We start from the raw sequence: 24,444 nt of genomic DNA, 5'->3' as shown, positions 1-24,444 counted from the left end.
CTGTGTCTTGCGTGCCACTACGTGGTCAGCAAAGGAGGCGGGACACCGGATCAGTGTCCCGCCTTCTTTCCCTTCTGGGAGGGGTGGTTACTTGGAAACGGTTCCGAGACGGAACTTGAACGAAGCATCCAGCGTCTTGTCGACGCCGCTGACGCCGCTTCCTGTGACCGCCACCTGTGCGCCCTGGAGCAACGGCAGGGTGGAGATATCCTTCGCCAATGCGTTTTGGACGTCCTTGATGTCCGCCTCGCGCTTGGTCTTGTCAGCTTCGGTCAGCTGCTTGGCGATGAGATCGTTCACCGCCGGGTTGTTGTAGTGGTTCTTGAGGAAGCCGCCTTCCGGGAAGAACGGTGTCAGGTAGTTATCTGCGTCGCTGAAGTCGGGGAACCACCCGAACTGGAAGACCGGGTATTCGTCCGCCCGGCTCGCCTTGCTGTAGGTGACCCATTCGGTGGACTGCAGGTTGACCTTGAACAGTCCGGACTTTTCCAGTTGTTCTTTGATCATCGCGTATTCGTCGCCCGAGGATCCACCGTAGTGGTCCGGGTTGTACTGCAGGTTCAGCGATACCGGGTCTTTGATACCCGCGTCGGCGAGGACCTTCTTGGCCTTGTCTACGCTGGGCTTCCCGGCGTCACCGTATGCGTCCTTGAACGACTGGTTGGCGCCAAGGAACCCATTGGGAACGTTGGAATACAGCGGGAGGTAGGTTCCCTTGTACACCTGGTCGGCGATCGCCTGCCGGTCCACCAGGTTGGCCACGGCCTGCCTGACAGCGAGTGCCTTGGCGGGATCGGCTCCCGCGGCCTTGGCTCCGAACGGCATGGTGTCGAAGTTGAAGGTCATGTAGCGGATTTCACCGCCGGGACCCGTGACTACCTTAACCTTGTTGTCTTTCCTCAGGTCATCCACGTCAGTTGCACTGAGGCTGCGGAAGGCGACGTCGATGTTGCCCTGCTGAATGTCCAGTTTGAGGTTGGTGGGGCTGGCGTAGTACTTGATCGTGGCGGCATCATTTGCAGGCTTGCCCAGTACGCCCTTGTAGTCCGGGAACGCCTTGAAGCTGATGAGCTCATTCTTCTTGTAGCTATCGATGGTGTACTGCCCGTAGAAAGCATTCGCCTTGATGATCTCATCGTCCGAGAGGACTTTAGTTGCCGGGAAAACCTCATCATCAACGATGGGCGCTGCCGGGCTGCTGAGGATCTGGGCGAAGGTTTGGTCGTTGGCCTTCTTCAGCTTGAAGACCACCGTGGTGGCGTCGGGTGCCGACACACTGTCGATATTGGTCAGCAGCGACGAGGGACCGGCTGGATCATTGATGGTCTTCTGGCGATCAAAGGAGAACTTGACGTCCTTGGAGTCCAAGGTGTGCCCATTTGCCCACTTGAGGCCGGACTTCAGCTTCACGGTGTACTCGGTGGGAGAAGTGAACGACGACGACTCGGCAAGGTCGGGTACGGGATCGGCGCCTCCCGGCTTGGAGTTCAGGAGGAACGAGTAAACCTGGTTCATGACCATGAATGAACCGTTGTCGTACGATCCGGCGGGATCCAGGGACGTGACTTTGTCGGTGGTGCCGTAGGCAACGGGGCCCGAAGCGGCGGGGCCAGAGGACGAACCGCCTCCAGCGGGCCCGGTGCACGCCGTTAAACCAAGCGCGGAGATGCCCGCGAGCGCGATAACGCCGTGCAGAGCCTTCTTGTTCAGTGCCATTTGGTGAACTTTCTGTTCAATGGAATCGGCGCACCGCACAGAGATGTTTGTGACGGGGCGCACTCTTGATTCCACGATTCAATCAGACTTCACCGGCGCCCAAGACCAGTTTTGGTGATTCGAGACACAAAATTTACCTACGGGTAGCTTTGTGCGACCGTGGCAGGCTGGTGACGCTAGAGGACCTGTCGCTGGAGGGAGCGTGCAGCGTCGATGGTTGCCTGTCCAAGAACGCGGCTGCCCTGGTAGAGGACAACAGTCTGGCCGGGAGCCACGCCGCGCAAGGGATCGGTCAGGGTGACCACAAGCTCCGGCCTGTCCACACCTGAAGCATCAGGGACACGTTCCACCCGAGCAACAGCGGGGACCGGGTCCCCATGTGCCCGGACTTGGGCATAGCACTCGAAATCGGCACCTGTTTCAACCTCGGCGATAGGGAGCCCTGCCCAGGAAACCTTGATCCCGCGGAGTTCATCGATGGCCAGGAGTGCTTCGGGCCCCACCACCACCTTGTTTTCCTTGGGCCGGATCTCCAGGACGAATCGCGGCTTACCGTCCGCGGCCGGCGTCCCCAACTTGAGGCCGCGCCGCTGGCCCACCGTGAAAGCGTTGGCCCCGGGATGTTCGCCCACCTTGGCGCCGGTTTCGTCCACGATGTCCCCGGTGGTCATGTCGATCTTCTCGGCCAGCCAACCGCGGGTGTCACCATCGGAGATGAAGCAAATGTCGTGGCTGTCGGGCTTGTTGGCCACGGAAAGACCCCGCCGCTCAGCTTCCGCCCGAACTTCCGCCTTGGAGGGCGTATCGGCCAGCGGGAACATGGAGTGCTTGAGCTGCTCGTGGGTCAGTACACCGAGAACGTAGCTCTGGTCCTTGGCCCAGTCGGCCGCGCGGTGCAATTCACGGTTTCCATCGGAGTCTTCGATCACCTTGGCGTAGTGCCCGGTGCATACGGCATCGAAGCCCAGCGCGATGGCTTTCTCCAACAACGCGGCAAACTTGATCCGTTCGTTGCAACGCATGCAGGGGTTGGGCGTCCGGCCAGCGGCGTATTCGTCGATGAAGTCCTGGACGACGTCCTCTTTGAAGCGCTCCGAGAAATCCCAGACGTAGTACGGTATGCCGAGCACGTCACAGGCACGCCACGCATCGCGGGAGTCTTCGATGGTGCAGCAACCCCGGCTCCCTGTGCGCAGGGTTCCGGGCATCCGCGACAACGCAAGGTGGACCCCGACGACGTCGTGCCCTGCCTCAACGGCCCGGGCGGCGGCTACGGCGGAGTCCACTCCGCCGCTCATTGCTGCAAGTACTCGCATGCTGTCTTTCGTGTTATTTCAAGATGGGTAGATATCGGGTCGCATCGGTCTAAATCGAGACGCAAGCGACCATCCATTCTAGCTCGCTCTACCACACCCGCGCTAAATCCCTTGACGGAGGCGGGCGCGGCTTCTAAAGTCAAAACTACTGGTTTTAGAATCGAGCTGACATGACACAGGAACCAATGGTCATCGTTGGCGGAGGGCTTGCCGGCGCCACCGCGGCCAAGACCCTGCGCGCGGACGGCTACGACGGCGGAATCCTCCTCTTGGGCGCTGAAGAGCGCATCCCCTACCTTCGACCTCCCCTATCGAAGGAGTTTCTCCTTGGGAAGGCGAACGAGGACGCTGTGCCCGTAGTTCCAGAAGGCTGGTACTCGGAGCACGACGTCGAACTTCTCCTCGGCAGCCGAGCCGCGGGCATCGATCCCGCAGCGCACCGAGTGACGACGGCGGATGGGCGCGTCCTCCCGTATTCGAAACTACTCCTGGCCACCGGCTCCCAGCCCCGCCACCTCCGGCTACCCGGGTCCGAACTCGACGGTGCCATGACCTTCCGCACCTTTGACGACAGCCTGAAACTGCAATCGCTCATCAAGGGCGGAGGCCGGAACGTGATCATGATCGGGTCCGGCTGGATCGGCATGGAGCTTGCCGCGGCGGCACGTACTTACGAAAACAACGTGACGCTCCTAGGCCTCGAAGACATTCCCCTGAGCGCGGCGATCGGCCCGGAGTTGGGCAAGTATTTCCAGCAACTACACACGGCCCAAGGGGTCAGCTTCCGGCTACCGGCGAGCGCTGCCGCGATTGAAGGCACGGACGGCCGGGTAACAGCCGTGCGCACGAACACCGGTGAAATACTGCCAGCGGACGTCGTTGTGATCGCCGTCGGAGTCGTCCCCGACACGGCGCTCGCCGAGACCGGCGGTTTGGCGCTCCGCAATGGAATCTTGGCGGACGCGAGCCTGAGAACCAGCGCCCCTGACGTCTTCGCGGCAGGAGACGTCGCCAACGCCCTCCATCCCTTCACGGGTGAGCACCAACGCAGCGAGCACTGGGCCAATGCCCTCAACGGCGGCAAAGTGGCGGCTCGGTCGATGCTCGGACAAGATGCCGTCCTGGATGTCGTGCCCTATTTTTACACCGACCAATTCAGCACCAGCATGGAATACTCGGGATTCCCGGCGCTGTCCTCCGGCTTGGTTCCCCTGATCAGGGGTTCGCTGGAGGAGGGGAGCTTTATCGCTTTCTGGGTCAGGGAGGGGCAGGTGGTCGCAGGGATGAGCGTCAACCAAAGCCGAGTGCAAAAGCCCATCAAGGCGTTGATCGCGGGGCGCGTGCAGGTGGACCGTGCCCGCCTTATCGATGCCGGGACCGCCTTGGAAGACTTACTGCCGCGGTAGCGGCCAGACTCGCCGAAACGGCTCGTCCCGCGTCCTACGAGGGCGCAACACCCTGCCGTGCGAGGGTTGCCGCCGTTTGAATGGTTGATTCGTGACCGGCCATGCCCGCCTGCCTGGCCTTGGCACACGCGCCGGGAAGTGCCGTGAGGAGCGCGTCCACGTCTGCCTCGGTGGAGCTGTGACCCAAGGTGAAACGCTGGGCTCCCCGGGCAGTATCCTCATCCAGGCCCATGGCGAGAAGTACATGCGAGGGCCGCGGCACACCGGCGGTGCATGCTGAGCCCGTTGAGGATTCCACACCTGCCAAGTCCAGCAGGAAGAGCAGGGAATCACCTTCACACCCCGGGAACGTGAAGTGTGCATTTCCTGGCAGGCGACCATTTCCTGCGGCGCCCCTGAGAACAGCGTCCGGTACGGCTTCTTCGACGCCTCGGATCAGGCGGTCCCGGAGCGCGCTGATGCGCTCGCGTTCCTCCCCCAGATGCGCTGTTGCCGCGGCCGCAGCAGCCGCGAAAGCAGCGATCGCCGGTGTATCCAGCGTTCCGGACCGGACGTCGCGCTCCTGGCCGCCGCCGTGTTGCACGGGCGTCAACTTCACGGCCCTCCCCAAGAAGAGCGCGCCGACCCCCACTGGCCCACCCAGTTTGTGCCCGGAGACCGACATGGCGGCCAGTCCTGAAGCCCGGAAGTCGACGGCAACGGACCCAAACGCCTGTACCGCGTCCGAATGCACCGGAATCCCGTGCGGTTTGGCCATTTCGACGATGTCCGGGATGGGCTGGATGGTCCCGACTTCGTTATTGGCCCACATGACGGTTATGAGCGCGATCGAGTCCGGGTCCTTGTCGATTTCACGTTGTACGGTCTCCAGCGCCACAGTGCCGCTGTGGTCCACTGGAAGCCATACGGCTTCGGCGCCTTCATGCCGCTCCAACCATTCAACGGTGTCCATGACGGCGTGATGTTCGACGGCGGAGCAGAGGATGCGGGTCCGGCGGGGGTCTTCGTCGTGGCGGGCCCAGTAGAGGCCCTTGACCGCCAAATTGTCGGCCTCTGTCCCGCCCGAGGTGAAAATAACTTCCGAGGGGTGGGCACCTGCTGCCGCGGCCAATGTTTCGCGGGCGTCTTCCACCGCCCGACGGGCGCGACGGCCGGCCCCGTGCAATGACGACGGATTGCCGGTCCGCGCCAATTCGCGTGTCATGACGGCAAGAGCTTCAGGCGACATCGGGGTGGTGGCAGCGTGGTCAAGGTATACAGGCACCCTGTAATTCTACCGATCCCGGTGATCCGGTACCGCGGAATTGTGCGCATCCTCGGGACGATGACCGGGCGCATCGATCCGTGCACAGCAATGGCCCGGGCCGGGATCGGGGCGGACAACGCCCGAAGCCAACCCGGATGCTGTCGCCGTCCCCTTCAGTAAGGCAGCGTTCATGGCACAAACCACATCCGGGTGGTCCTGGGAGAGCTGATGGAAGGGGCAATTGAGGAGGCGATATCCGCCGTCTTCCTGCGGGGCAGGTTCATAACCCAAGTCCGCTAGGGCGCCCGCCACATCCCCCGGCCGGCCGAACTCCCGGCCCTTCTCCTCCGCAACCTCCAGCAGCGCCTCACCCACGGGAACCCGTCCGGGCAACGAACGTGCCACGACGGCGGCCAACAGGTCTCCCGCCACGTCATACTGGCGCTCGGGCACTGACGCCACTACCTCGTTCAACGCCGGGCGGTAGAACTTGGCAGGCCGCCCCGAGCCCGGGCCACCCTTGTCAGCTTGCTTCCTGAACTCGACAACGGCCAGCCCTGCCCGCACCAAGCGATCCAAGTGAAAAGACGCCGTGCTGCGCGGAATGCCCATAGCGCGGGCGGCCTCATCGCGGCCCACCGCGTCCTGAGCTTGGCGGAGGTAGGCGAAGAGACGCCTCCGCATCTCATCATCCAGTGAAGCGATGGCCGAGATCCGTTGGCGCCAGGCGGATCGGGTGGAGCTCATAGGGCAAGGATATCTCTAAAAACAACATCTACTGCTTTACTTGCGGCGATCGGGAACCACAACCTATGCATGCTTCGTTCAGTAGGTGGCTGGATAAACTTGCCACTACCGCCCCTGCCGGGGAACGATCATCAACGAGAAGGGCCTGTGCTTGGCCGACGTCAGCAGTTCGCATTACCAGGTCCTCCGGGTCCCGGTGACGGCGACCGAGAAAGAAATCAAAGCGGCCTATCGCAAGGCTGCCCGGGTTTCACACCCCGATCACGGCGGTGAAGCCGAGATGTTCAGGCGGGTAACCCTTGCGTACGAAACACTGATCGACCCCGAACGGCGCGCTGACTATGACCGCAGGTATGGCGCCGGAGACTTTCAACACCATCAGTCACGCCCCGGGGATTACCAAGGCGCTCGGGCTCCGGGACCTAGCACCACGGCCCATGTCCGGCGCGATCAAACTCCTGGCAGGACGGGCAGCACAGCTGGTGATCCCCCGGTCTACGTTCCATCGTTCGAGGACCCGCGGGAAGTACCGCTCATACCGGCGTCAGAGGCGGCGACACAGGTTCACGGGCTGCCGCGCAAGCGTGGCCTGTTCGGCGCGGAGGCGCGGATCCAGCGCGAGATGCGGACGGTACAGCTGATCAGTCGGCAGGTTCTCTCCGCCATCCCTGCCGCCCGGCTCATCAATGGTCTGCGCGCACCAGCGGACAACAGCCACATCGACCATGCAGTCCTCTCGGGTTACCGGCTGGCCTTGGTCGACTCCATGTTGCTGCCCAAGGGCGCCTATGCCTGGGACGGTATCTCGCTGAGGAATGGCAGCAGGTCCGTCGCACCCCCGCAATTGGCCAGCACCGTTCGGCATATGCAGGACATCTTTCCGGAACTGAACGTGACAGGCTGGGTGGTGTTGCACAGCCCGGACGGCAATCTCCACCAACCCGTTATCGATTGGCACGGCAAAGGTTCGTCCAGTCCCGCGGCGGTGGAAGTGGTCAACGGAGCCGGGTTGGCCCGGGGGCTGAAGCAGTTCCTCAGTTCGGGTCCTGCACCCAACACCGTGGTGGTCCCGGTCCTTGCCAGGTTGCTGCGCGGAATGCACTAGTCACGCACTCCGAAGGACCAGCCGGGCAACGATGAGTCGGCGTGCACCTCCGTAGCTCGCTAGGATAGGACGGTGTTCCGCATCCTCTTCCACACTCCAGAAATTCCCGGCAACACGGGGAACGCCATTCGATTGGCCGCCATCACCGGAGCGGAGCTCCATCTGGTGGAACCGCTCGGGTTCGACTTTTCCGATGCCAAGCTCCGGCGGGCCGGGCTTGATTACCACGACCTCGCCGTCGTCACCGTGCATCCTGACATCGACGCCGCGTGGAAGGCACTGGAGCCTGAGCGGGTCTTCGCTTTTACCTCCGATGGAGACACTTCTTACACCGACATCAGCTATCGGCCCGGTGACGTTCTGATGTTTGGACCGGAGTCCGTCGGGCTCCCCTCGTGGTTGAAAGAGGACCCCCACGTCACGGCCCGGGTGCGGCTGCCCATGCGGCCCACCCTGCGATCCTTGAACCTGGCTAACGCGGCCTCCATCGCAGTTTTCGAGGCATGGCGGCAAAACGGGTTTTCCGGAGCGCAGATCTAGGCCCATCCAACAGCGCCGCCGCACCGAATACCCTATGCATGGATACACCGTCCATCGTTGGTCAATGAGGGAGCCGATGTGAGCGCATTGAAGGTCAGGGCCGCAACAGCCAACCTGCGTGCCGCAGCGACCACAATGCCCCAGCCGCCCGCAACACAAAGTAGGCATGCTGCCGCTTTCGATGCCGACGACATATGCTGGACAGTGATGGACACCCCCAACAATCCCGGCCCCGCAGTCTTTGAGGCCCCCAACCCAGCCGCGGACCTCAACAACCAGTTGACGGAGTTGCTCGGGCTGGTGGCTACAGGCGATCAACGGGCTTTCGCCGAGTTCTACCGCCTCACCTCCAGGCGAGTATTTGGCATGGCGAAGCGGGTTCTTGTGGATCCCGACCTCAGCGAGGACGCCACCCAAGAGGTGTACCTCCAAGTCTGGCAAGGTGCTGCGCGCTTCGATCGCGCCGCCGGCAGTCCATTGGCCTGGCTCATGACAATCGCCCATCGGCGCGCCATAGACCGCGTGCGGGCAGTCCAGGCCGCGACGGACCGGGAAGCGAAATACGGAGCGGCAAGCCAGGACAGGGATCGGGACTTAGTTGTCGAAGAGGCCGATACAGCATTGGAAGCCGAGGCCGTCAGCAGATGCCTTGGCACCCTGACTGACACGCAGCGGGAATCGGTCCGCCTCGCGTACTACGGCGGCCTGACCTATCGGGAAGTCGCTGAGCGCCTGGGCGCCGCCGTTCCCACCATTAAGTCCCGCATCCGCGATGGACTCCTGCGGCTGAAGACCTGCTTGGGGGTGAGCTGAAATGACCGACAACGCGGGCGGAAGCTTTATGCGACGAATGTTTGCCAATGACATCGCTACCGACCTCTCCGAGGGCAGGGTCCTCGAATTGGCAGAAATATATGCCCTCGACGCTCTGACTGACCAAGAGCGGGACATGATCGACGCTTACATCAAGGACGCGCCGGATGCCCCCGAGTTCCATGAGCGGGTCCGTCAGGCGCGTGAAGCCCTGGCCGTCAGCTTCGCTCCGGAAGAAGAACCGCCGGCCAGCCTCTTCAATAACATCGTGGAGCGCATTGCTGCCGATGCCGCCGTCGAAACTCCTGCCCCCTCCATCCAGGGGCGGGAACCGGTGGTTGCCGACCTCGCGGCTGCCCGTGCCAAGCGTGCCGAAAAACGGAGCCCGGCCACTGCTCGCCGCTGGATTGTTGGCGCAGCCGCAGCGGCGGTAATTGCGCTCGGTGGAATCGGCGTGGGTACCTATGTCTCCACCCAGAGCGACCCCGTTAACCAAGTCCTGCAGGCACAGGATGTCCAAGCGAAGTCCGCTCCAGTGCCAGGCGGGGGCACGGCCACGGTCTCTGAATCCTCAACCAAGGATTCCTTCGTAGTCCAAATGAAGGGGGTGGCCCCTGCACCGGTCGGCAAGGTCTACCAGCTCTGGACTCTCCCCAAGGACGGTTCTGCACCGGTTTCGCAAGGCACCATGGACGCCGAGGGCCTCACCAAACCGGCCGTAGTCAAGGGACTGTCCTCCGCTTCTTCGGTGGCCATCACCGTGGAGCCCGCCGGGGGCTCGAAACAACCAACCCAGCCGCCGGTCCTGGTGGTCACGCTGGCCGCCTAACCGGTTTCACCCGATTGCCACCCCGCCACCAGCGGCAGGCTTAACGCCCGACGGCGGCCGTCACCTTTCGGTGCGCGGCCGCCGTCGTACTTTGGTTTGGCTTCCTTTTCGGGCTTTGCCTAAGTGTGTCGCTCGGCTAAATGACGAGCGAGAGCAGCATCACGAACGCGAAGCCGACCAGGGAGATCAGCGTTTCCATGACTGACCACGTTTTGAACGTCTGCCCCACGGTCAGCCCAAAGAGTTCCTTGACCAGCCAGAATCCGGCGTCATTGACATGCGAGAGGAACAACGAGCCAGCACCGACGGCCAAGGCCAGCAGGGCAGCGTGAGTTGGGCTAAGGCTGCTCGCGAGCGGCGCAACGATACCAGCCGCTGTCACGGTGGCGACCGTGGCCGAGCCTGTGGCCAAGCGAAGGGCAACGGCCACGATGAAGCCGAGCACCAGCACGGACATGTTGGCACCTTCAGCCCACTTCTTGACTGCGTCGCCGACGCCTGCGCCGATCAGTGTTTGTTTGAAGCCGCCACCTGCACCAACGATCAACAGAATCCCGGCAATGGGGCCAAGGCTCTGACCGAGCCTTGTGGTGATCGAGCTGCCCTTGAAACCGACCGCGTATCCAAACGTCACCATGGCCAAGAGCACTGCCAGCGTCATCGCAACCAGGGGCTGGCCGACGAAGTCGAAGAAGGTCCGAATGGCGGGGGCCGAGCCGGCGTCGGGCCAGATGATGTCGCCTAGTGCCTTCAAGAGCATCAGCACAACAGGGAAAATGATCGTCAGGAGCGTCACCGGGAACGAGGGCTGGCGCTTGACGTCGCTAAGGTCCGCCGTGTGCTTGGTATCGATGCCGCCAGCTACTGCCGGAGCGTCAACGGGGACCCAACGCGCGGCAAGGCGTGAGAACAGCGGTCCACAAATGATGACGGTTGGAACGGCCACCAAGATGCCGAGCCCCAAGGTTGTTCCCAAGTCCGCCTTGACGGCACTGATTGCGATCAATGGACCGGGGTGGGGCGGAACAAGGCCGTGCAGCACGGACAGCCCGGCCAGTGCAGGGATGGCAATCCGCATCAGCTTCATCTGGGACCTCTGCGTCACAAGGACGATCACCGGAAGCAGAAGGACCAACCCGATTTCAAAGAACATGGGCAAGCCGATGATGACTGCCACGAGCGTGATCATCCACACCACTTTGTTGCCAGTGGCCTTGGCCAGCAAACTGTCCACAACACGGTTGGCACCGCCCGAATCTGCCAGCAGCTTCCCGAGCATCGCTCCTAGGGCGATGAGGAGTCCGACTTCTTTGAGGACACCGCCTACTCCGTCCTCGAAGTTACTGACGACCTTGGCCAATTCCACATTGGAGGCCAGGCCTACGAAGGCCGACCCGAGGACCAGCGCCAGGAAGGGATGGAACTTCAGTTTGGCAATGAGCACCACAATGAGCGCGATACCGATCGCCGCCACAACAAGGAGTTGCGTATCGTGGCCCGTCCAGGCTTCAGCCTTGGTTGCTGCTTGCATAAAACTCATGATGCCGATTCCTCTGGGCTGTGACCGACGGGACTGAGCCCGAGGTGCTTAATGACCTGGTCCGCTTCTTCCGAAGGTGACGCAGAAACACACAATGACATGTAATTTTCTTCTTCCGAGGGTTCCTCGAGGGCATCAAACTGCGACTCAAGGAGGGAGGGCGGCATGAAATGGCCGTGCCTGGACGCCAAGCGATCGGAAATCTTGTCCCGGCTGCCCTCCAGGAAAACGAACACAACGTTCTCGCCACGAAGCACGTCGCGATATTTCTTCTTTAGTGCTGAGCACGTGATGATCGCGGGCTTTCCGGCCTCAGTGTGTTCCTTGATCCAGCGGGAAATGATCTCAAGCCAAGGCCAACGGTCCTCATCGCTGAGTGCCTGCCCGGATTGCATCTTTGCCACGTTGGCTTCTGGGTGAAGGTCGTCTCCTTCTGCAAGGTCCCACCCCAGCTTGCCGGCCAGTACACCGGCCACGGTCGACTTGCCCGAACCGGAAACTCCCATGATCACCAGAACGGGTTGTTGCGCAGTCTTCGCCATCAAACACTGCCTCTCCTGAATAAATATGATTTAACCGAGATTCAGCATATGACACAGGTTACATATCGGCAATTTCAGAAGCCGGCAATCGTCGCGCTGCCGTTGACAGCAACCACGTGGAAGTACTCAGCACTGGACCCTGCCGGCAATCCTGCGCGCTGGCCGTTTGCCCCCAGCATGTCCCGCACCACGCGTTCCATGCGCTCGACGTCGGGGTGCTGGCTGGCGTGGACACGAATGGCCTCCACCTTAGCGTCGACGTGCTCGGTGACATCCACGGCATGGTTCTCCAAGGCCTCCGGGCTGGAGATGAACCATAGCCAGGGAAGCTTGTAGGCCTCCAGTCCAGCGTCAGCCAACTCAGGATAGGCAAAAGGATTTTCGACGGCGGGATACACGGCTCGGGTCACAGCCTCACCAGCGGCCAGATGGTCGGGGTGGCTCTTTTGGATTCGGTCCCAATTCCGCTCGGGATGCATGGTGAGGACAATGTCAGGACGGATCTTGCGGATAAGGGCCACCACTTGCTTGATGACACCGTGGGAGGGCTCGAGGTATCCGTCACGCTCGTGAAGATAGTGGATATCGTGGACGCCCACCAGCGCTGCTGCCCTCCTCTGTTCCTCTTCGCGGAGCTCGATAATGCGCTCACGGTCCACGGGATCGAAACCACCGGCGTCGCCGTCGGTCATGATGCAGTAGCTCACCTCCACACCGGCCGCTGTCCAAGCAGCGATGGTTCCGGCGGCTCCAAAGTCAATGTCGTCAGGGTGGGCCGTAAAGCAAAGGACCCGCTCGACGCGCTCCTTGGAGGCATCGAACGGGCTCGTTGCTGACTGAACGTCAAGAGGCAAATGAATCAGCCTTTCCGCTTCTTGATCTCGGCTGTTGCCTGGGGCAGGACGTCAAAGAGGTCGCCGATGATGCCGTAATCGGCGATCTCGAAGACGGGCGACTCCGGGTCTTTATTGATGGCGACGATGACTTTCGCGGTCTGCATGCCGGCCTTCTGCTGGATGGCACCGGAGATGCCTGCGGAGATGTAGAGCTGCGGCGAGACGGTCACGCCAGTCTGGCCCACCTGGGCATCATGCCCGATCCAGCCGGCGTCGGTTGCTGCGCGGGAAGCACCCACTGCCGCGCCCAGGGCATCCGCCAATTCCTCAACCGGGCCAAAGTCGCCGTCCACGCCGCGGCCGCCTGCAACGACGATCCTTGCTTCGCTCAGGTGCGGGCGCCCACTGACAGGCTTCTCGGTCCTGGCCGTGATGCGTGCGGCACTGGCCAAGGAATCGGCTGGAACCTCAATGCTGGCGGTCCCGGGGGAAGCGGCGACAGCAGCAGGCTCGGGTTCCACGTTATTGGCCTTGACCGAAAGGATAGCCACAGGGGTGGTTGCCTTGGCGGTGGTGGTGTACGAGCCGGCAAGGACGGACTTGTGCGCCGTTCCGTCTGCCTCGACGCCCACCACGTCCGTGATCACGCCTGCGTTCAGCTTGATACTGAGGCGCCCGGCGATCTCCTTACCCTCCGGCGAATTGTCCAGAAGGACCGTGGTTGCACCGGAGGCTGTCGTAGCTGCAGCCAAATAGGCGGCCTTTGGACCAACCAAGTACTCGCCGAGGTCACCGCCCGAGGGAAGGTAAACGGTTGAGGCGCCGTAGGCACCCAACTGCTTGGCGACGTCGTCGGACAGCTCGCCGGCAACGGCGACGGCCGTCTCCCCCAGCGAGCGGGCGATCGTCAGGAGCTCGAGGCTGCTCTTCTTAAGAACGGCCCCCGGGGTGTCTATGAATACAAGTGCATTTGCCATGATGAGAGTCCCCTTAGAGCAGCTTTTGTGCGGCCAGGAAGTCGACCAGCTTGATGCCGGCGTCGCCTTCGTCGGTGATGATGGTCCCTGCCGTGCGCGGCGGACGGGGGTCCGCGGACTCGACGACAGTCCAGGAACCCGAATGGCCCACCTGCGAAGGGTCCAGTCCGACGTCGGCCAAGGTCAGCGTCGCGATCTTCTTCTTCTTGGCAGCAAGGATGCCCTTGAAGTTCGGGTACCGCGGCTCGTTGATCTGATCAGTCACCGAAACAACTGCCGGCAACTGGGCCTCGACGGTCTCGGAGAAGGATCCGGCGTCACGGCGGCCCACCACGGTGCTGCCGGAAACTTCCAAACTGGAGGCGAAAGTCAGTTGCGGATAAGACAGCCGCTCGGCCAGCTGAGCCGGAACCAGCGAAGTTTCACCATCCGTCGAAGCCATCCCCGTCAGCACCAGGTCCACGGGGCGCCCATCAGCAGACAAGTGGCGTACCGCTGCCGCCAGCGCCAAGGACGTAGCGGCCGCATCCGATCCGGCCAACGCATCATCACTGAGGTGCACCCCGGAGGAAGCCCCTATCTGGAGCGACTTCTTGACCGCGTTAACGGCGCTCGCGGGACCCATGGTCAGGGCAATGACCTCATTGCCCGCCTTGGGGCCGCCACGCTCTTCCGCTAACTGCAGTGCAGCCTCAAGAGCGTATTCATCGAGTTCGGACAAAATGCTTTCGGCGCGGTCAGTCGTGTTTCCGGGCCCATTAATGTGCCGGTCAAACTGCGCGTCAGGGACGTGCTTGACCAGAACGACAATCTTCAATGTCTCTTCCACTGTCTTCGAAGCAGCCTTCCATGCTTGTGGACGGCCAACCGCAGCAGCGTGGCCATGTACTGCCCAGCGCGTGGGCTCGTCCTAGCTAAGCATATTGCCACGGGAAATCCACTCTCCGCATTAAGGACCGTTTAGCCAAGTGCTTGACCGGGGCCATGACGGCGCTCCCGGCATGGCCCGGTAGAGGGCACCGTGATACCACCGCGGGCCGCGCCCCCGAAGAGGTGCGGCCCGCCGTCGTGCTTTACATGTGTCTCCTTGTTCAGGAGCCCTTACTGCTGTGCGGCGTCCAAAGTGACGTCGAGGTCCTGGGACTGCCCCCCGCGCTGAATGGTCACCTTGACCTTGGAACCGGCCGGTTGTTCGCGAACTGCCGCCGTCAGTTGATCGGGGTCGCTGATGGCGTAATCGCCGAACTTGGTCACGACGTCGCCCACTTTGATCCCGGCCTTCGCCGCAGCAGAACCCGAGGTGACTGCCGCCACTTCGGCCCCGACGGAGAAGCCCGAATCACTTCCGGTGGAGGTCTTCGCCCGCACCGACACACCGAACTGGGCGTGGCTGGCCTTGCCGGTGTCGATGATCTCCTGAGCCACCCGCTTGGCGTTGTTGATCGGAATGCTGAATCCCACGCCAATGTTGCCGCTCGAAGAAGATCCTGACGTATCGCTTCCAGCCGAAGCGATCGCCACGTTGACGCCGATGATCTCGCCCTTGCTGTTCACCAACGCACCACCGGAGTTGCCCGGGTTGATGGCCGCATCTGTCTGGATCACGTTGATGGAGATCGAAGCAGCGCCCGCCGTCGTCTGGCTTTGGCTACCATTCGGGGGCGCGAACTGGAAACCTTGGCCGCCTCCCTGGGAGTTATCGGTTCCGTTCTGCGGCGCTGCCGAAGAGGCCACGCTGATGGTCCGGTTCAAGGTGGAGACGATGCCGTCGGTTACCGTTCCGGTGAGGCCCAACGGTGCACCGATTGCGACGGCGGTGTCCCCCACGTTGACCTTCGATGAGTCACCCAGTGCGGCGGGTACCAAACCGGAGCCGTCGACTTTGATAACAGCCAGGTCCGACAACGGATCGGTGCCCACCACAGTGCCCTTGAGCACCTTCCCGTCGCTCGTCCGAACTTCAATGGCTGCGTTGGAGGCCGCGCCATCCAATGTCACTACGTGGGTGTTGGTCAGGATGTGTCCTTTGTCGTCAAGAACGATGCCGGAACCCGTACCTCCTTGGCTACCACTGGTGGCCTTGATGGTCACCACGCTCGGCGACGCCTTGGCTGCAGCGGCCGTGATGGCATTGACGTCGTCCTTGTTATTGACGATCACCGTGCTGGACTGCGCACCGGTGGCGGCAGCGGGTGCCGGGTGCTCCCACAGGGCATTGCCCCCTGCCACCACGCCGCCGCCAATGAGCCCTGCAGCGAGCATGCTCGCCACCAGGGTCCCGACGCCGAAGGCCGGCTTGCGCTTGGGAGCCGTCCCGGAGGAATGCCCGTGGCCTTGCTGCATGCCACCATGCTGGGCGCCGTACTGCCCGGTGTTCTGGAACTGAGGGGCGGTGTGGCCGGTGGTCGGATTGGCAGCACCGTAGAACGGTTGCTGCTGCTGGTAGGCCGGGCGCTGGTCGGGACCCTGATGTGCGCCGTAGGGGCCTTGTGGCTGGGCGGGGCCTTGGAACTGGCCGGGAGCTTGGGGCTGGCCCGGATTCTGGGGTTGGCTCGGGTTCTGGGGCTGCCCTGGGTTCTGGGGCTGGCCGCTTTGCTGGTCCGGACCCGGATACGGTGTTCCGCCGCCGGCTTGATGCATCTGGGTGGTCGGGGGCTGGAATGCCGGCAGTGGGGTGGCGGCATGGGTTCCGTCGTGCCCACCCTGTTGCTGCCCGGAGTTCCAGGCGGACTGGGACGTAGCGGCACCGCTGTTCGCGGTTCCTTCTACGTCCCGCGGCTCAGACGCCTCGCGGTTCTCTGGTGCATTGCCCTGCGCTGGGTTCTCCGTCATGGGACTTCCTTTCATCCTCGTCTTCCATAACTATGTACCCAATTACTGGATCATAAGCGGACGTTCGCTGGGAGCTTGCTGGAAGTCATGTACGAGGTCTCGGCGCTAGGGGATCGATGGCAACAAACCGCAGTAACGAGCCAGTCATCAACTTCTCTCCAGTGTTTCGCTGGTGGCATATTCACCGCTGTGGACGCTCCCGGAGGTGCACCATAGAATCAAGAGGAATTGCCACAGCGACCTGCGGCTTTACACACCATGCGTGGGGGCGCTGAGCATTCTGTGACGATTGGTACGCCTTGTCCCAGTCGCAGACGTGCTGAAGGGTTGCACATGCGGTCGATAATTACACGCGTACTCGCCGTCATTGGCTTGGCTGGAATGTTGGCACTGCCAACGGCTGCGGCCTGGGCAGAGGATCCGGTGACAATTCCAACCGGCCAGAACATCGTTGACAATGCCAACGTTCTGGGCGGCCGCAAGGCCGAGGTCCAGGACGCCATCCAAAAGACCCTGAAGGACCACAAGTACAACTTGTATGTTGTAACTGTTAACTCCTTCGACAACCCGTCATCCCCGCAAGCGTGGGGCCAGGCCGTTGCCTCAAAGAAGGGCATGGGACCGGCCGACGTCATTCTGGCCATTTCCACCTCGGGCCAATATTATTTTGCGCCGAACTCCGCCAGCGCCATTTATCCCAAGCGGTCCAACATCACCCAGAACGCTATTGCTGCAAACCTGGGCGGTGGCAAGAGGGACTATGCCCAGGCGGCCATTGATACAGCGGCAGCCATTGGTGATGCGGCCGGTGGTGGAAGCGGAAGCGTGCCCAGCGGAAACGGAAGCGTCGGAGTGCTGGTCGGCGTCGGCGTCGTTGCCGCGGGCGGTGCGGGTACGTATCTCTACTTGCGCAACCGACGCAAGAAGAACGGCGCAGCAACCGGTGCCGGCTACGGCCCCCAAGGGCAACAAGTCGATCCGCTTGCCGGCCTCAGCATTCCTGAGCTGCGCCAAAAGAGCGGCTCCCTCCTGATCGAAGCCGATGATGCCATCAAGTCCAGCGAGCAGGAACTGGGCTTCGCCCAGGCCCAATACGGTGATGCCTCCGTCGTCAATTTCACCAAAGCCCTCCAAGAGGCAAAAGACCACATGACGGAGTCTTTCAAGCTGCAGCAACAGCTTGATGACCACATCCCGGACACAGAAGAGCAGCAACGTAGCTGGCTCGGTGAAATCATCCGTCGTTCGGAAGCCGCCCTCAGCTCGCTGCGTGACCAGAAGGCAGACTTTGACTCCCTCCGGGAGTTGGAGAAGAACGCTCCTCAAGCCCTCGCCGCCGTGACGAGCGGCGCCAGGGACGCCGAGGCCAGGATCGCCGGTACAGAGCAATCCCTTGAGAACCTGCGTACCAAATACGCAGAGTCGGCTTTGACCCAAGTTTCGGACAACATCCTGCAGGCCAAAGAGCGTCTGGCCTTTGTGCAGCACGCTGCCGCGACCGCCCAAGAGAAGCTGGCGTCGGGTGAGAACAGCCTGGCCGCCGTCGCCGTCCGTGCAGCAGAGCAGGGCCTGCATCAAACCACAGTCCTGATCGATGCGATCTCCAAGACAGCGGCGAGCCTCGATGAGGCAAGGAACTCCCTCGAAGGTGCCGTGGCAGAGGCAAGCCAGGACTTGGCTCAAGCCCGGGCAATGATTCAGTCGGGGCAACACCCTGAACTGGCCGGCCCTGTTGCTGGCGTCGAGGCTGCATTGGCCCAGGTCAAGGCCGAGATTCAAGGTGGCAAGATCGATCCCATTGCGACCCTCGCGCGCGTGTCCTCGGCGCATCAGGCTTTGGATCAGGCGCTGTCCGGCATCCGGGACCAGCAAGAGCAGGCACGGCGCGCGCAGGCCGCCATGCAACAAACCATCATGGCTGCGCAGTCGCAGATCAGCGCAACGTCCGACTACATCGCGGCCCGGCGTGGAGGTGTCGGCACTGAAGCTCGCACGCGTCTTGCTGAGGCACAACGCAACGTCGACTACGCGCTGTCCATCTCGCGCAACGACCCCGTGACCGCATTGACCTATGCCCAACAAGCGCACTCATTAGCGGCGCAAGCGGCACAACTGGCCCAGGCAGACGTAGACCACTTCGGCTACGCCGGCCAAGGTTATGGCCGCGGAGGGATGTTTGGCGGCGGGGGCGGTGGTGGTGGCCTAGGCGGAGCGATCCTGGGTGGCATCCTCATCAACTCCATCCTCAACGGTGGAAGTGGCGGCTGGGGCGGCGGTCACAACGACGGCGGAGGCTTCTTCGGCGGCGGCGGCGGAGACTTCGGCGGCGGCGGAGATTTCGGCGGCGGTGGCGACTTCGGCGGCGGCGGCGGAGACTTCGGCGGCGGTGACTCCGGCAGCTTCTAACCAACAGACCACGTGGGTCCTTCGCCCACCTCGACGCGGTACAACAACTGATCACTGACTTCAGTAAAAAACTGAGCAGGACGAAAGGCAACACCATGGTTAAGCAGTCCATTTTCGGCCGGATCTCTCAGCTCGCAAAGGCGAACATCAACGCGTTGCTCGACCAGGCTGAGGATCCCCAGAAGATGTTGGATCAGATGGTTCGCGACTATACGAACAACATTGCCGAAGCCGAGTCGGCGGTCGCGCAGACTATCGGTAACCTCCGTATGCTCCAAGCGGACTACAACGAGGACATCAAGAACGCCCAAGACTGGGGCAACAAGGCATTGGCGGCGTCCAGGAAAGCGGACGAGTACCGCTCCGCTGGAAATCCAGTAGACGCCGAGAAGTTCGATAACCTCGCCAAGGTGGCCATTCAACGCCAGATGGCCGCTGAGTCTGAAGCGCGCACCGCAGAGCCCAGCATCGCTTCCCAGTCCGAGGTTGTGGACAAGCTCAAAACCGGCCTTGACCAGATGAAGAACAAGTTGAACCAGCTCACTGCCAAGCGCAACGAGCTGGTGGCCCGTTCCAAGACGGTCGCGGCACAGAATCAGGTCCACGATGCCCTCAAGAGCATCGACATCATGGACCCCACCAGCGAAGTGGGTCGTTTCGAGGAGAAGATCCGTCGCGAAGAGGCAAAGGTACTCGGCCAGCAGGAGCTGGCCAGCTCCAGCCTCGACGCGCAATTCAACCAGCTGGAGGATCTTGGAGAGCAGACCGAGATCGAGGCCCGCCTGGCCGCATTGAAGTCTGGCGGCTCCAAGCCCGCGATTTCTGCCGGCGCCCCCGCCGCCTCCGAGGCGACCATCGACGAAGCCGACTTCGATAAGCTGTAGGGCAGCTTGGGGAATTGCGTAGGCATTCCCGCACTGCAGGAAGGAGATGGTCGGATCCTGTTCGGGTCCGACCATCTCCTGTCTAAGCGGGAGCGCTCGTAGTCTAAGCCGGAGCGCTCGTAGCGGACGGACCGGTGCTTGTATCTGTGGCCACTTCGGCCCTGATCTCGAACCCTTTTGGATGAAAGTACGTCACCGTGCACTCCAAGACTTCGCCATGGGCGCCCAGGGTGGTTCGCTCCAGACGAGGCACCACCGGGAATGCACGAACATTGAGGGCGTCTGCCAAGTGGTCCGGAGGTGCTTGCATTGTCACCGTGATTTCGGCCCGCTGCAGGGGCTTGCGGGTCCGATCTTGAATGACCTGGTAGATGGAGTTCCGCTCTGCATCGGCGAGGCTGATGTGCCGGCCGATGTGCGAGGGTATGAAGATCTCCGCAATGGCATACGGCCACCCCGCGCTCGAATAGGATCGGCGGATCACCAAGACCAGATTGTCATCGGACACCAGCTTGGCAGGAACCGTCCGGTCCTTCTCCATCCACTTGTACTCAATGAGACCCTTCACGGTCTTCATTCCAGCCGCGGTGAAGGTTTCCATGAAAGGCGCCAGTCGATTGAGCATGCGCACGGGGCGCTGGGCCATGACAAAGGTGCCCTTGCCTTGCCTACGCACTACAAGGCCCTTCACCACCAGGCCCTCGATTGCCTTGCGGACGGTGGTGCGGCTGACACCATACAGATCCATCAGCGATTCTTCAGTAGGAAGCCGTGCGCCTGGCTCCAAACGGTTCACCTGTTCCATGAGGACATCCGCCACCTGCTGATACACAGCTATGGGGCCGTCTCTCTGGAGGACTTGCCGGCCGTTGCCGAGTTCGTAGTCTTCGCTGACCATGTTGGATCCCATCAATTCTGCGCGCCGCCAATCCGCGTTCGATGCTAGCACTGCGCTTTGGGTTGGCGGTCACTATCGATGCAAAGAAGGAGCCGGGATTAGATAAACGAGAAGGTCCGGATCAGCAATGTGATCCGGACCTTCTTTTCAGTTGCGGGGACAGGATTTGAACCTGTGACCTCTGGGTTATGAGCCCAGCGAGCTACCGAACTGCTCCACCCCGCGTCGCAAGAACTACTCTACCCCACCCTGGGAGGCGCGGGTGACGATATGCGGGCAAGGTGCTCGAGATCACTCGAACGCGCCAAGGGACTCCCCTGCCGACTCAAAGCGACCTCCGGCGTCGCGGTTTCCGCACTTGATGGCAAACAAAAAGGTCCGGATCACCAATGTGATCCGGACCTTTTCTTCAGTTGCGGGGACAGGATTTGAACCTGTGACCTCTGGGTTATGAGCCCAGCGAGCTACCGAACTGCTCCACCCCGCGTCGCAAGAACAACACTACCGTCCCGTGAACGGCGAACCAAATCCTGGTGACGTGACCTGCGTCTCCCCCCGCTCATAGGGTTCACGAGAACGCGATCTGCAGTCGCTTAAGGGACCGACGACGGCGATCAACCGGCTGCCGGGCAGCGAAAAGGGCCGGTGCCGTCCGAAGAAACGAACGCGCACCGGCCCAGCTCACCCGCCCGTGGCTTAGCCGCTCGGTGAGGGCGAAGGCGTAGGGCTCGGGGTGGCGCCTTGGGTCGCCGGGGTACTGGGCGTTACACCCAAACGCGTCTCGGCATCAATGGCCTTCTTCAGCGCTGCGGACAGGTTAGCCTGCTGGGTCCCGTAACCAGCAAAGTCGCCCTTGGCCAAGGCAGCCTGGCCATCCTGGATAGCCTTGTTGGCATCATCCAACGCGGCCTTGAGCTCGGCCTTGGCATCGGTGGTGTTTGCCGGCGGAGTCGTGGTGGTCGTGGCAGGCGGCGACGTGGTTGTTTGCCCATTGTTTGCCGAGTCCCCCGCCTTAGCGCCGGAATCTCCCCCAAACAGCTGGTCCAACGCCGCGTCGAGCGTTGGCGCGAAGCCGATCTTGTCACCGAAAGCAACCAGCACCCTTTGAAGGGTGGGGTACGAGGTTTCCCCCGTCGACTTCAAATAGACAGGTTGGACATAGAGGAGGCCTCCACCTACAGGCAACGTCAGGAGGTTTCCATTCAGCACATCCGATGCACCTTGGCGCAAAAGGTTCAGTGCCTGAGAGACGGTGGGATCGGAGTTGAACTTGTTTTGCGCCTGCCCCGGCCCCGGAACCTGAGTGTCCGTAGGAAGTTGCAGGAGCCTGAGCTTGCCGTAGGTATCAGCCTTTACGCCCTTGACGTTGCCGGCGTCGGAATCTGCGGCGAGGAAGCCGTACAAGATGTTCCTGGCGTTGCCATTGACCGTTTGGGGAATGAAGGAAGAGGTCAATTGGAAGGCAGGCTTGGTCTGGTCCGGCATCTGCAGTGACATGTAGAAGGGCGGCTGCTTGACTGCCTCGGACACTGTGGGATCGTTCGGTACGCTCCAGGCATCGTTGTTCTGGTAGAAGCTGTCCGGATTGGTGACGTGATAGCGGCCCAGCAGTTCGCGCTGGACTTTGAACAGGTCCTCCGGGTACCGCACGTGGCTCATGAGATCGCCGGACATCTCAGAATAGGGTTTGATGACGTTCGGGAAAATCTTCTGCCACGCCTTGAGGAGTGGATCCTGGTCGTCCCAAGCGTAAAGGGTCACCGAGCCGTCATAGGCGTCGACAGTGGCTTTGACCGAGTTCCGGATGTAGTTCACCGAACTGTTGGGCAAAGCGACTGTTCGGCCCGAAGTGGTGAGGGAGTCCGCCGTCGCGTTTTGCAACTGCTGAGGCTGGGAGTACGGGAAGTACTGACTGGTGGTGTAGCCATCAACGATCCACTTCACCCGTCCGTCCACGACAGCCGGATAGGCATTGCCATCGATGGTGAGGAAGGGAGCAAGCTTCTCTACGCGTTCGCGCGGATTCCGGTCGTACAAGATCTGGGACTTGTCGTTAACGCCGTCCGACAACAAGAGGTCCGAGGACTGGAACTTGATGGAATACAGCACCCGGTTCAGCCAGTTCCCTACGCTCGGCCCACCATTTCCTTTAAAGGTGTACTGCGTGTCTCCGCTGCCGGCCGGCCGGTCCTGCTCACGCTGTTGAGCACCCTCCGGCCCTCCGACGATGGAGTAATCAGGCGAGTTCTCGCCGAAGTAGATGCGCGGCTCGTAGGAGGTGTCCGTACCGAGAACTCCCGTGGAGGGGATGCCGGACTCGAGGAAGTCCGGTTTGCCGTCGACGGTGAACTTGTTGCCTTTAGCCGCAACTACGCCGTAGCCATGTGTGTAGACGATGTGGCGGTTTACCCACGTTTGCTGGTTGGCGCTAAGGCCATCCGGGTTCAGTTCACGGACCGCAATGACGGTGTCCTGGACCTTCCCGCCCACGGTGTAGCGGTCCACATTCAAGGTCTGCGGAAACTGGTAATAGGGGCGATACTGTTCAAGCTGCGAAAAGGCGGACGAAATGAGGTTCGGGTCCAAGAGCCGGATGTTGGCCGCAGTTTGCGCGTCCTTCGCCAGCGCACCACTCGTGGCGTTCGTCGTCGCGTTGTAGGCCGACACGTCGATCTTGTCCAAGCCGTAGGCGGAGCGCGTCATGTTGATGTTGCGGCCGATGTATTCCTTTTCCAGCGTGTTCTCCGAAGGCCGGACCTGGAACTGCTGGATGACCCACGGATAGACACCGCCGGCCAAAATTGCGGTAATGACCAACATCGCCGTTCCGATGACAGGAAGGCGCCAGCGGCCAACGACGGCCGCGATAATGAAAAGTATGGCCACTAAACCTGCAGCTACAGCGAGGATTGCCTTGGTGGGAACAACCGCATTGACATCCGTGTAGAGCGCGCCGGCCCAGTGACCGGAAGAGCTCTGAACCGTTGTGTACCTGTCCAGCCAGAAGTTGATGCCCAACAGGACAAGGAAAACCGCCCCAATCACCGCGACATGGATCTGGGCGGCGCGGCTGGTGAAGATGCCCCGTTCCAAAAGGCGGATGCTGCCGTAGAGGTAGTGCGTCAAGATACCGGCGATGCCAGCAACGATGGCAATGCTGATGAGGAAGCCCGTCACGAATCCCAAGAACGGAAGTGACATCAAATAGAAACTGATGTCGAGGTTGAACTGGGGATCGGTCTGGCCGAACGGCACTTGGTTGAAGAACAGCAAGGCCTTTTGCCACTGGCTTGCTGCCGCGCTTCCGGCGAACAGGCCAAAGAGGATGGGGAGCCCGATCATCACCACGCGCCGCACCGGCTCGAGCTGCGCTTGGTACCTGTTGAGGTTCTCGCGCGCTTCAGAGTCCGGGGCGTAGACCGGCCGGGCTTTGTAGGCGATGCGGATGGCGAAGTAGACACCGGCGAACATCAACGCAAACCCGATCAGGAACGTGATGATCTTGGCCAGGTTTTCGCGTAGGTACACTTCGAAAAAGCCAAGCTGCTGGTACCACAGGACATCAGTCCACACGTTGGCGAAGAAGATGAACCCGACGACGACGACCGCCACCACGATCAGCGTGGGAGTCAGGACTCCCCGTCTCAGCGGCGATCTTCCGGACGGGTTGGAGCTGGCGGGACGAGACAAACTCTGTACCTCATTGGGGTCGTCAGTGAACAATCGGTATGCGCGTGCTTAACATCCCCGGCCCGTTGAAACCTGGCAGAGTCCGTCATATGTGCCACGAGTGGCAGTCGAGCTAAGTTCC

Annotated in this window: 19 protein-coding genes and 2 tRNA genes; 7 read left to right on the top strand and 14 right to left on the bottom strand. The window is 61.8% G+C overall.

Annotated elements, in window-relative coordinates; all coding sequences use genetic code 11:
• Nucleotides 1-87: 87 nt before the first annotated feature.
• Both SB659_RS01560 and mnmA read right to left on the bottom strand, forming a co-directional pair.
• On the bottom strand, nt 88-1,716 hold the full coding sequence (locus tag SB659_RS01560) for an ABC transporter substrate-binding protein (protein ID WP_410549274.1): 1,629 nt from the start codon (nt 1,714-1,716) through the stop codon (nt 88-90).
• A gap of 176 nt (nt 1,717-1,892) precedes the next feature.
• Nucleotides 1,893-3,014, bottom strand: coding sequence for a tRNA 2-thiouridine(34) synthase MnmA (gene mnmA, locus SB659_RS01555; RefSeq protein ID WP_410549401.1), 1,122 nt, complete (start codon nt 3,012-3,014; stop codon nt 1,893-1,895).
• A 188-nt stretch (nt 3,015-3,202) separates the two neighbouring features.
• Here mnmA and SB659_RS01550 point away from each other — a divergent pair, with 188 nt between their 5' ends.
• Nucleotides 3,203-4,438, top strand: a complete 1,236-nt coding sequence (locus tag SB659_RS01550) for an NAD(P)/FAD-dependent oxidoreductase (protein ID WP_410549273.1) — start codon at nt 3,203-3,205, stop codon at nt 4,436-4,438.
• A 34-nt stretch (nt 4,439-4,472) separates the two neighbouring features.
• Here SB659_RS01550 and SB659_RS01545 read toward each other — a convergent pair whose 3' ends face one another.
• Nucleotides 4,473-5,702 carry a cysteine desulfurase family protein gene (locus SB659_RS01545; RefSeq protein WP_284979768.1) on the bottom strand — a complete coding sequence of 410 codons (1,230 nt, stop codon included), beginning with the start codon at nt 5,700-5,702 and terminating at the stop codon, nt 4,473-4,475.
• Nucleotides 5,703-5,711: 9 nt separating this feature from the next.
• Nucleotides 5,712-6,431 carry a helix-turn-helix transcriptional regulator gene (locus tag SB659_RS01540; RefSeq protein ID WP_284979769.1) on the bottom strand — a complete coding sequence of 240 codons (720 nt, stop codon included), beginning with the start codon at nt 6,429-6,431 and terminating at the stop codon, nt 5,712-5,714.
• Between the two features lie 151 nt (nt 6,432-6,582).
• Here SB659_RS01540 and SB659_RS01535 point away from each other — a divergent pair, with 151 nt between their 5' ends.
• From SB659_RS01535 to SB659_RS01520, 4 genes are all read left to right on the top strand, one after another.
• On the top strand, nt 6,583-7,536 hold the full coding sequence (locus tag SB659_RS01535; RefSeq protein ID WP_410549272.1) for a J domain-containing protein: 954 nt from the start codon (nt 6,583-6,585) through the stop codon (nt 7,534-7,536).
• Between the two features lie 72 nt (nt 7,537-7,608).
• A complete protein-coding gene (locus SB659_RS01530) occupies nt 7,609-8,076 on the top strand; it encodes a tRNA (cytidine(34)-2'-O)-methyltransferase (protein ID WP_284979771.1) in 468 nt (155 codons plus the stop codon).
• Between the two features lie 207 nt (nt 8,077-8,283).
• Nucleotides 8,284-8,889, top strand: a complete 606-nt coding sequence (sigK, locus tag SB659_RS01525) for an ECF RNA polymerase sigma factor SigK (RefSeq protein ID WP_284979797.1) — start codon at nt 8,284-8,286, stop codon at nt 8,887-8,889.
• A 1-nt stretch (nt 8,890) separates the two neighbouring features.
• Nucleotides 8,891-9,718, top strand: a complete 828-nt coding sequence (locus tag SB659_RS01520) for an anti-sigma factor (RefSeq protein ID WP_284979772.1) — start codon at nt 8,891-8,893, stop codon at nt 9,716-9,718.
• 136 nt (nt 9,719-9,854) lie between these two features.
• Here the strand turns inward: SB659_RS01520 and SB659_RS01515 are convergent, their stop codons facing one another.
• The 6 genes from SB659_RS01515 to SB659_RS01490 form a co-directional block, all read right to left on the bottom strand.
• Nucleotides 9,855-11,258 (bottom strand): gluconate:H+ symporter, encoded by a 1,404-nt coding sequence (locus SB659_RS01515; protein ID WP_284979773.1) that lies wholly within the window; start codon nt 11,256-11,258, stop codon nt 9,855-9,857.
• The gene (locus SB659_RS01510; RefSeq protein WP_410549271.1) at nt 11,255-11,800 is read right to left on the bottom strand and encodes a gluconokinase; all 546 of its coding nucleotides are present in this window, start codon (nt 11,798-11,800) and stop codon (nt 11,255-11,257) included. Before SB659_RS01510 ends, SB659_RS01515 begins: the two co-directional genes overlap by 4 nt.
• A gap of 74 nt (nt 11,801-11,874) precedes the next feature.
• A complete protein-coding gene (locus SB659_RS01505; RefSeq protein ID WP_284979775.1) occupies nt 11,875-12,654 on the bottom strand; it encodes a PIG-L deacetylase family protein in 780 nt (259 codons plus the stop codon).
• Nucleotides 12,655-12,659: 5 nt separating this feature from the next.
• Nucleotides 12,660-13,613 carry an electron transfer flavoprotein subunit alpha/FixB family protein gene (locus SB659_RS01500; RefSeq protein WP_410549270.1) on the bottom strand — a complete coding sequence of 318 codons (954 nt, stop codon included), beginning with the start codon at nt 13,611-13,613 and terminating at the stop codon, nt 12,660-12,662.
• Nucleotides 13,614-13,626: 13 nt separating this feature from the next.
• Nucleotides 13,627-14,430, bottom strand: a complete 804-nt coding sequence (locus SB659_RS01495; protein WP_284979777.1) for an electron transfer flavoprotein subunit beta/FixA family protein — start codon at nt 14,428-14,430, stop codon at nt 13,627-13,629.
• A gap of 284 nt (nt 14,431-14,714) precedes the next feature.
• Entirely contained in the window at nt 14,715-16,445 is a 1,731-nt protein-coding gene (locus tag SB659_RS01490) for a trypsin-like peptidase domain-containing protein (protein ID WP_410549269.1), read from the bottom strand.
• 333 nt (nt 16,446-16,778) lie between these two features.
• On the opposite strand from SB659_RS01490, the gene SB659_RS01485 reads away from it, so the two are divergent.
• Both SB659_RS01485 and SB659_RS01480 read left to right on the top strand, forming a co-directional pair.
• The gene (locus tag SB659_RS01485) at nt 16,779-18,851 is read left to right on the top strand and encodes a TPM domain-containing protein (RefSeq protein ID WP_410549268.1); all 2,073 of its coding nucleotides are present in this window, start codon (nt 16,779-16,781) and stop codon (nt 18,849-18,851) included.
• Nucleotides 18,852-18,946: 95 nt separating this feature from the next.
• Entirely contained in the window at nt 18,947-19,735 is a 789-nt protein-coding gene (locus SB659_RS01480; protein ID WP_284979781.1) for a PspA/IM30 family protein, read from the top strand.
• A 103-nt stretch (nt 19,736-19,838) separates the two neighbouring features.
• Here the strand turns inward: SB659_RS01480 and SB659_RS01475 are convergent, their stop codons facing one another.
• The 4 genes from SB659_RS01475 to SB659_RS01460 form a co-directional block, all read right to left on the bottom strand.
• Nucleotides 19,839-20,633, bottom strand: a complete 795-nt coding sequence (locus tag SB659_RS01475; protein ID WP_284979782.1) for a GntR family transcriptional regulator — start codon at nt 20,631-20,633, stop codon at nt 19,839-19,841.
• 151 nt (nt 20,634-20,784) lie between these two features.
• Nucleotides 20,785-20,858: transfer RNA gene (locus SB659_RS01470), tRNA-Met, on the bottom strand.
• A gap of 188 nt (nt 20,859-21,046) precedes the next feature.
• Nucleotides 21,047-21,120 (bottom strand) — tRNA-Met (locus SB659_RS01465).
• 209 nt (nt 21,121-21,329) lie between these two features.
• Nucleotides 21,330-24,323, bottom strand: coding sequence for a UPF0182 family protein (locus SB659_RS01460; RefSeq protein ID WP_410549267.1), 2,994 nt, complete (start codon nt 24,321-24,323; stop codon nt 21,330-21,332).
• Nucleotides 24,324-24,444: the final 121 nt, after the last annotated feature.

This window comes from Arthrobacter sp. SIMBA_036 (assembly GCF_046535135.1).
Lineage (GTDB): Bacteria > Actinomycetota > Actinomycetes > Actinomycetales > Micrococcaceae > Arthrobacter.
This window is presented reverse-complemented; position numbering and strand designations above follow the sequence as displayed.

Excerpts from the sequence above, each read along its gene's own strand:
- SB659_RS01500 (WP_410549270.1), bottom strand. The coding sequence starts at position 13,613 with ATGGCAAATGCACTTGTATTCATAGACACCCCGGGGGCCGTTCTTAAG.
- SB659_RS01540 (WP_284979769.1), bottom strand. The coding sequence starts at position 6,431 with ATGAGCTCCACCCGATCCGCCTGGCGCCAACGGATCTCGGCCATCGCT.
- SB659_RS01480 (WP_284979781.1), top strand. The coding sequence starts at position 18,947 with ATGGTTAAGCAGTCCATTTTCGGCCGGATCTCTCAGCTCGCAAAGGCG.
- sigK (WP_284979797.1), top strand. The coding sequence starts at position 8,284 with ATGGACACCCCCAACAATCCCGGCCCCGCAGTCTTTGAGGCCCCCAAC.
- SB659_RS01485 (WP_410549268.1), top strand. The coding sequence starts at position 16,779 with ATGCGGTCGATAATTACACGCGTACTCGCCGTCATTGGCTTGGCTGGA.
- SB659_RS01550 (WP_410549273.1), top strand. The coding sequence starts at position 3,203 with ATGACACAGGAACCAATGGTCATCGTTGGCGGAGGGCTTGCCGGCGCC.
- SB659_RS01515 (WP_284979773.1), bottom strand. The coding sequence starts at position 11,258 with ATGAGTTTTATGCAAGCAGCAACCAAGGCTGAAGCCTGGACGGGCCAC.
- mnmA (WP_410549401.1), bottom strand. The coding sequence starts at position 3,014 with ATGAGCGGCGGAGTGGACTCCGCCGTAGCCGCCGCCCGGGCCGTTGAG.
- SB659_RS01475 (WP_284979782.1), bottom strand. The coding sequence starts at position 20,633 with ATGGTCAGCGAAGACTACGAACTCGGCAACGGCCGGCAAGTCCTCCAG.
- SB659_RS01520 (WP_284979772.1), top strand. The coding sequence starts at position 8,891 with ATGACCGACAACGCGGGCGGAAGCTTTATGCGACGAATGTTTGCCAAT.
- SB659_RS01560 (WP_410549274.1), bottom strand. The coding sequence starts at position 1,716 with ATGGCACTGAACAAGAAGGCTCTGCACGGCGTTATCGCGCTCGCGGGC.
- SB659_RS01490 (WP_410549269.1), bottom strand. The coding sequence starts at position 16,445 with ATGACGGAGAACCCAGCGCAGGGCAATGCACCAGAGAACCGCGAGGCG.
- SB659_RS01510 (WP_410549271.1), bottom strand. The coding sequence starts at position 11,800 with ATGGCGAAGACTGCGCAACAACCCGTTCTGGTGATCATGGGAGTTTCC.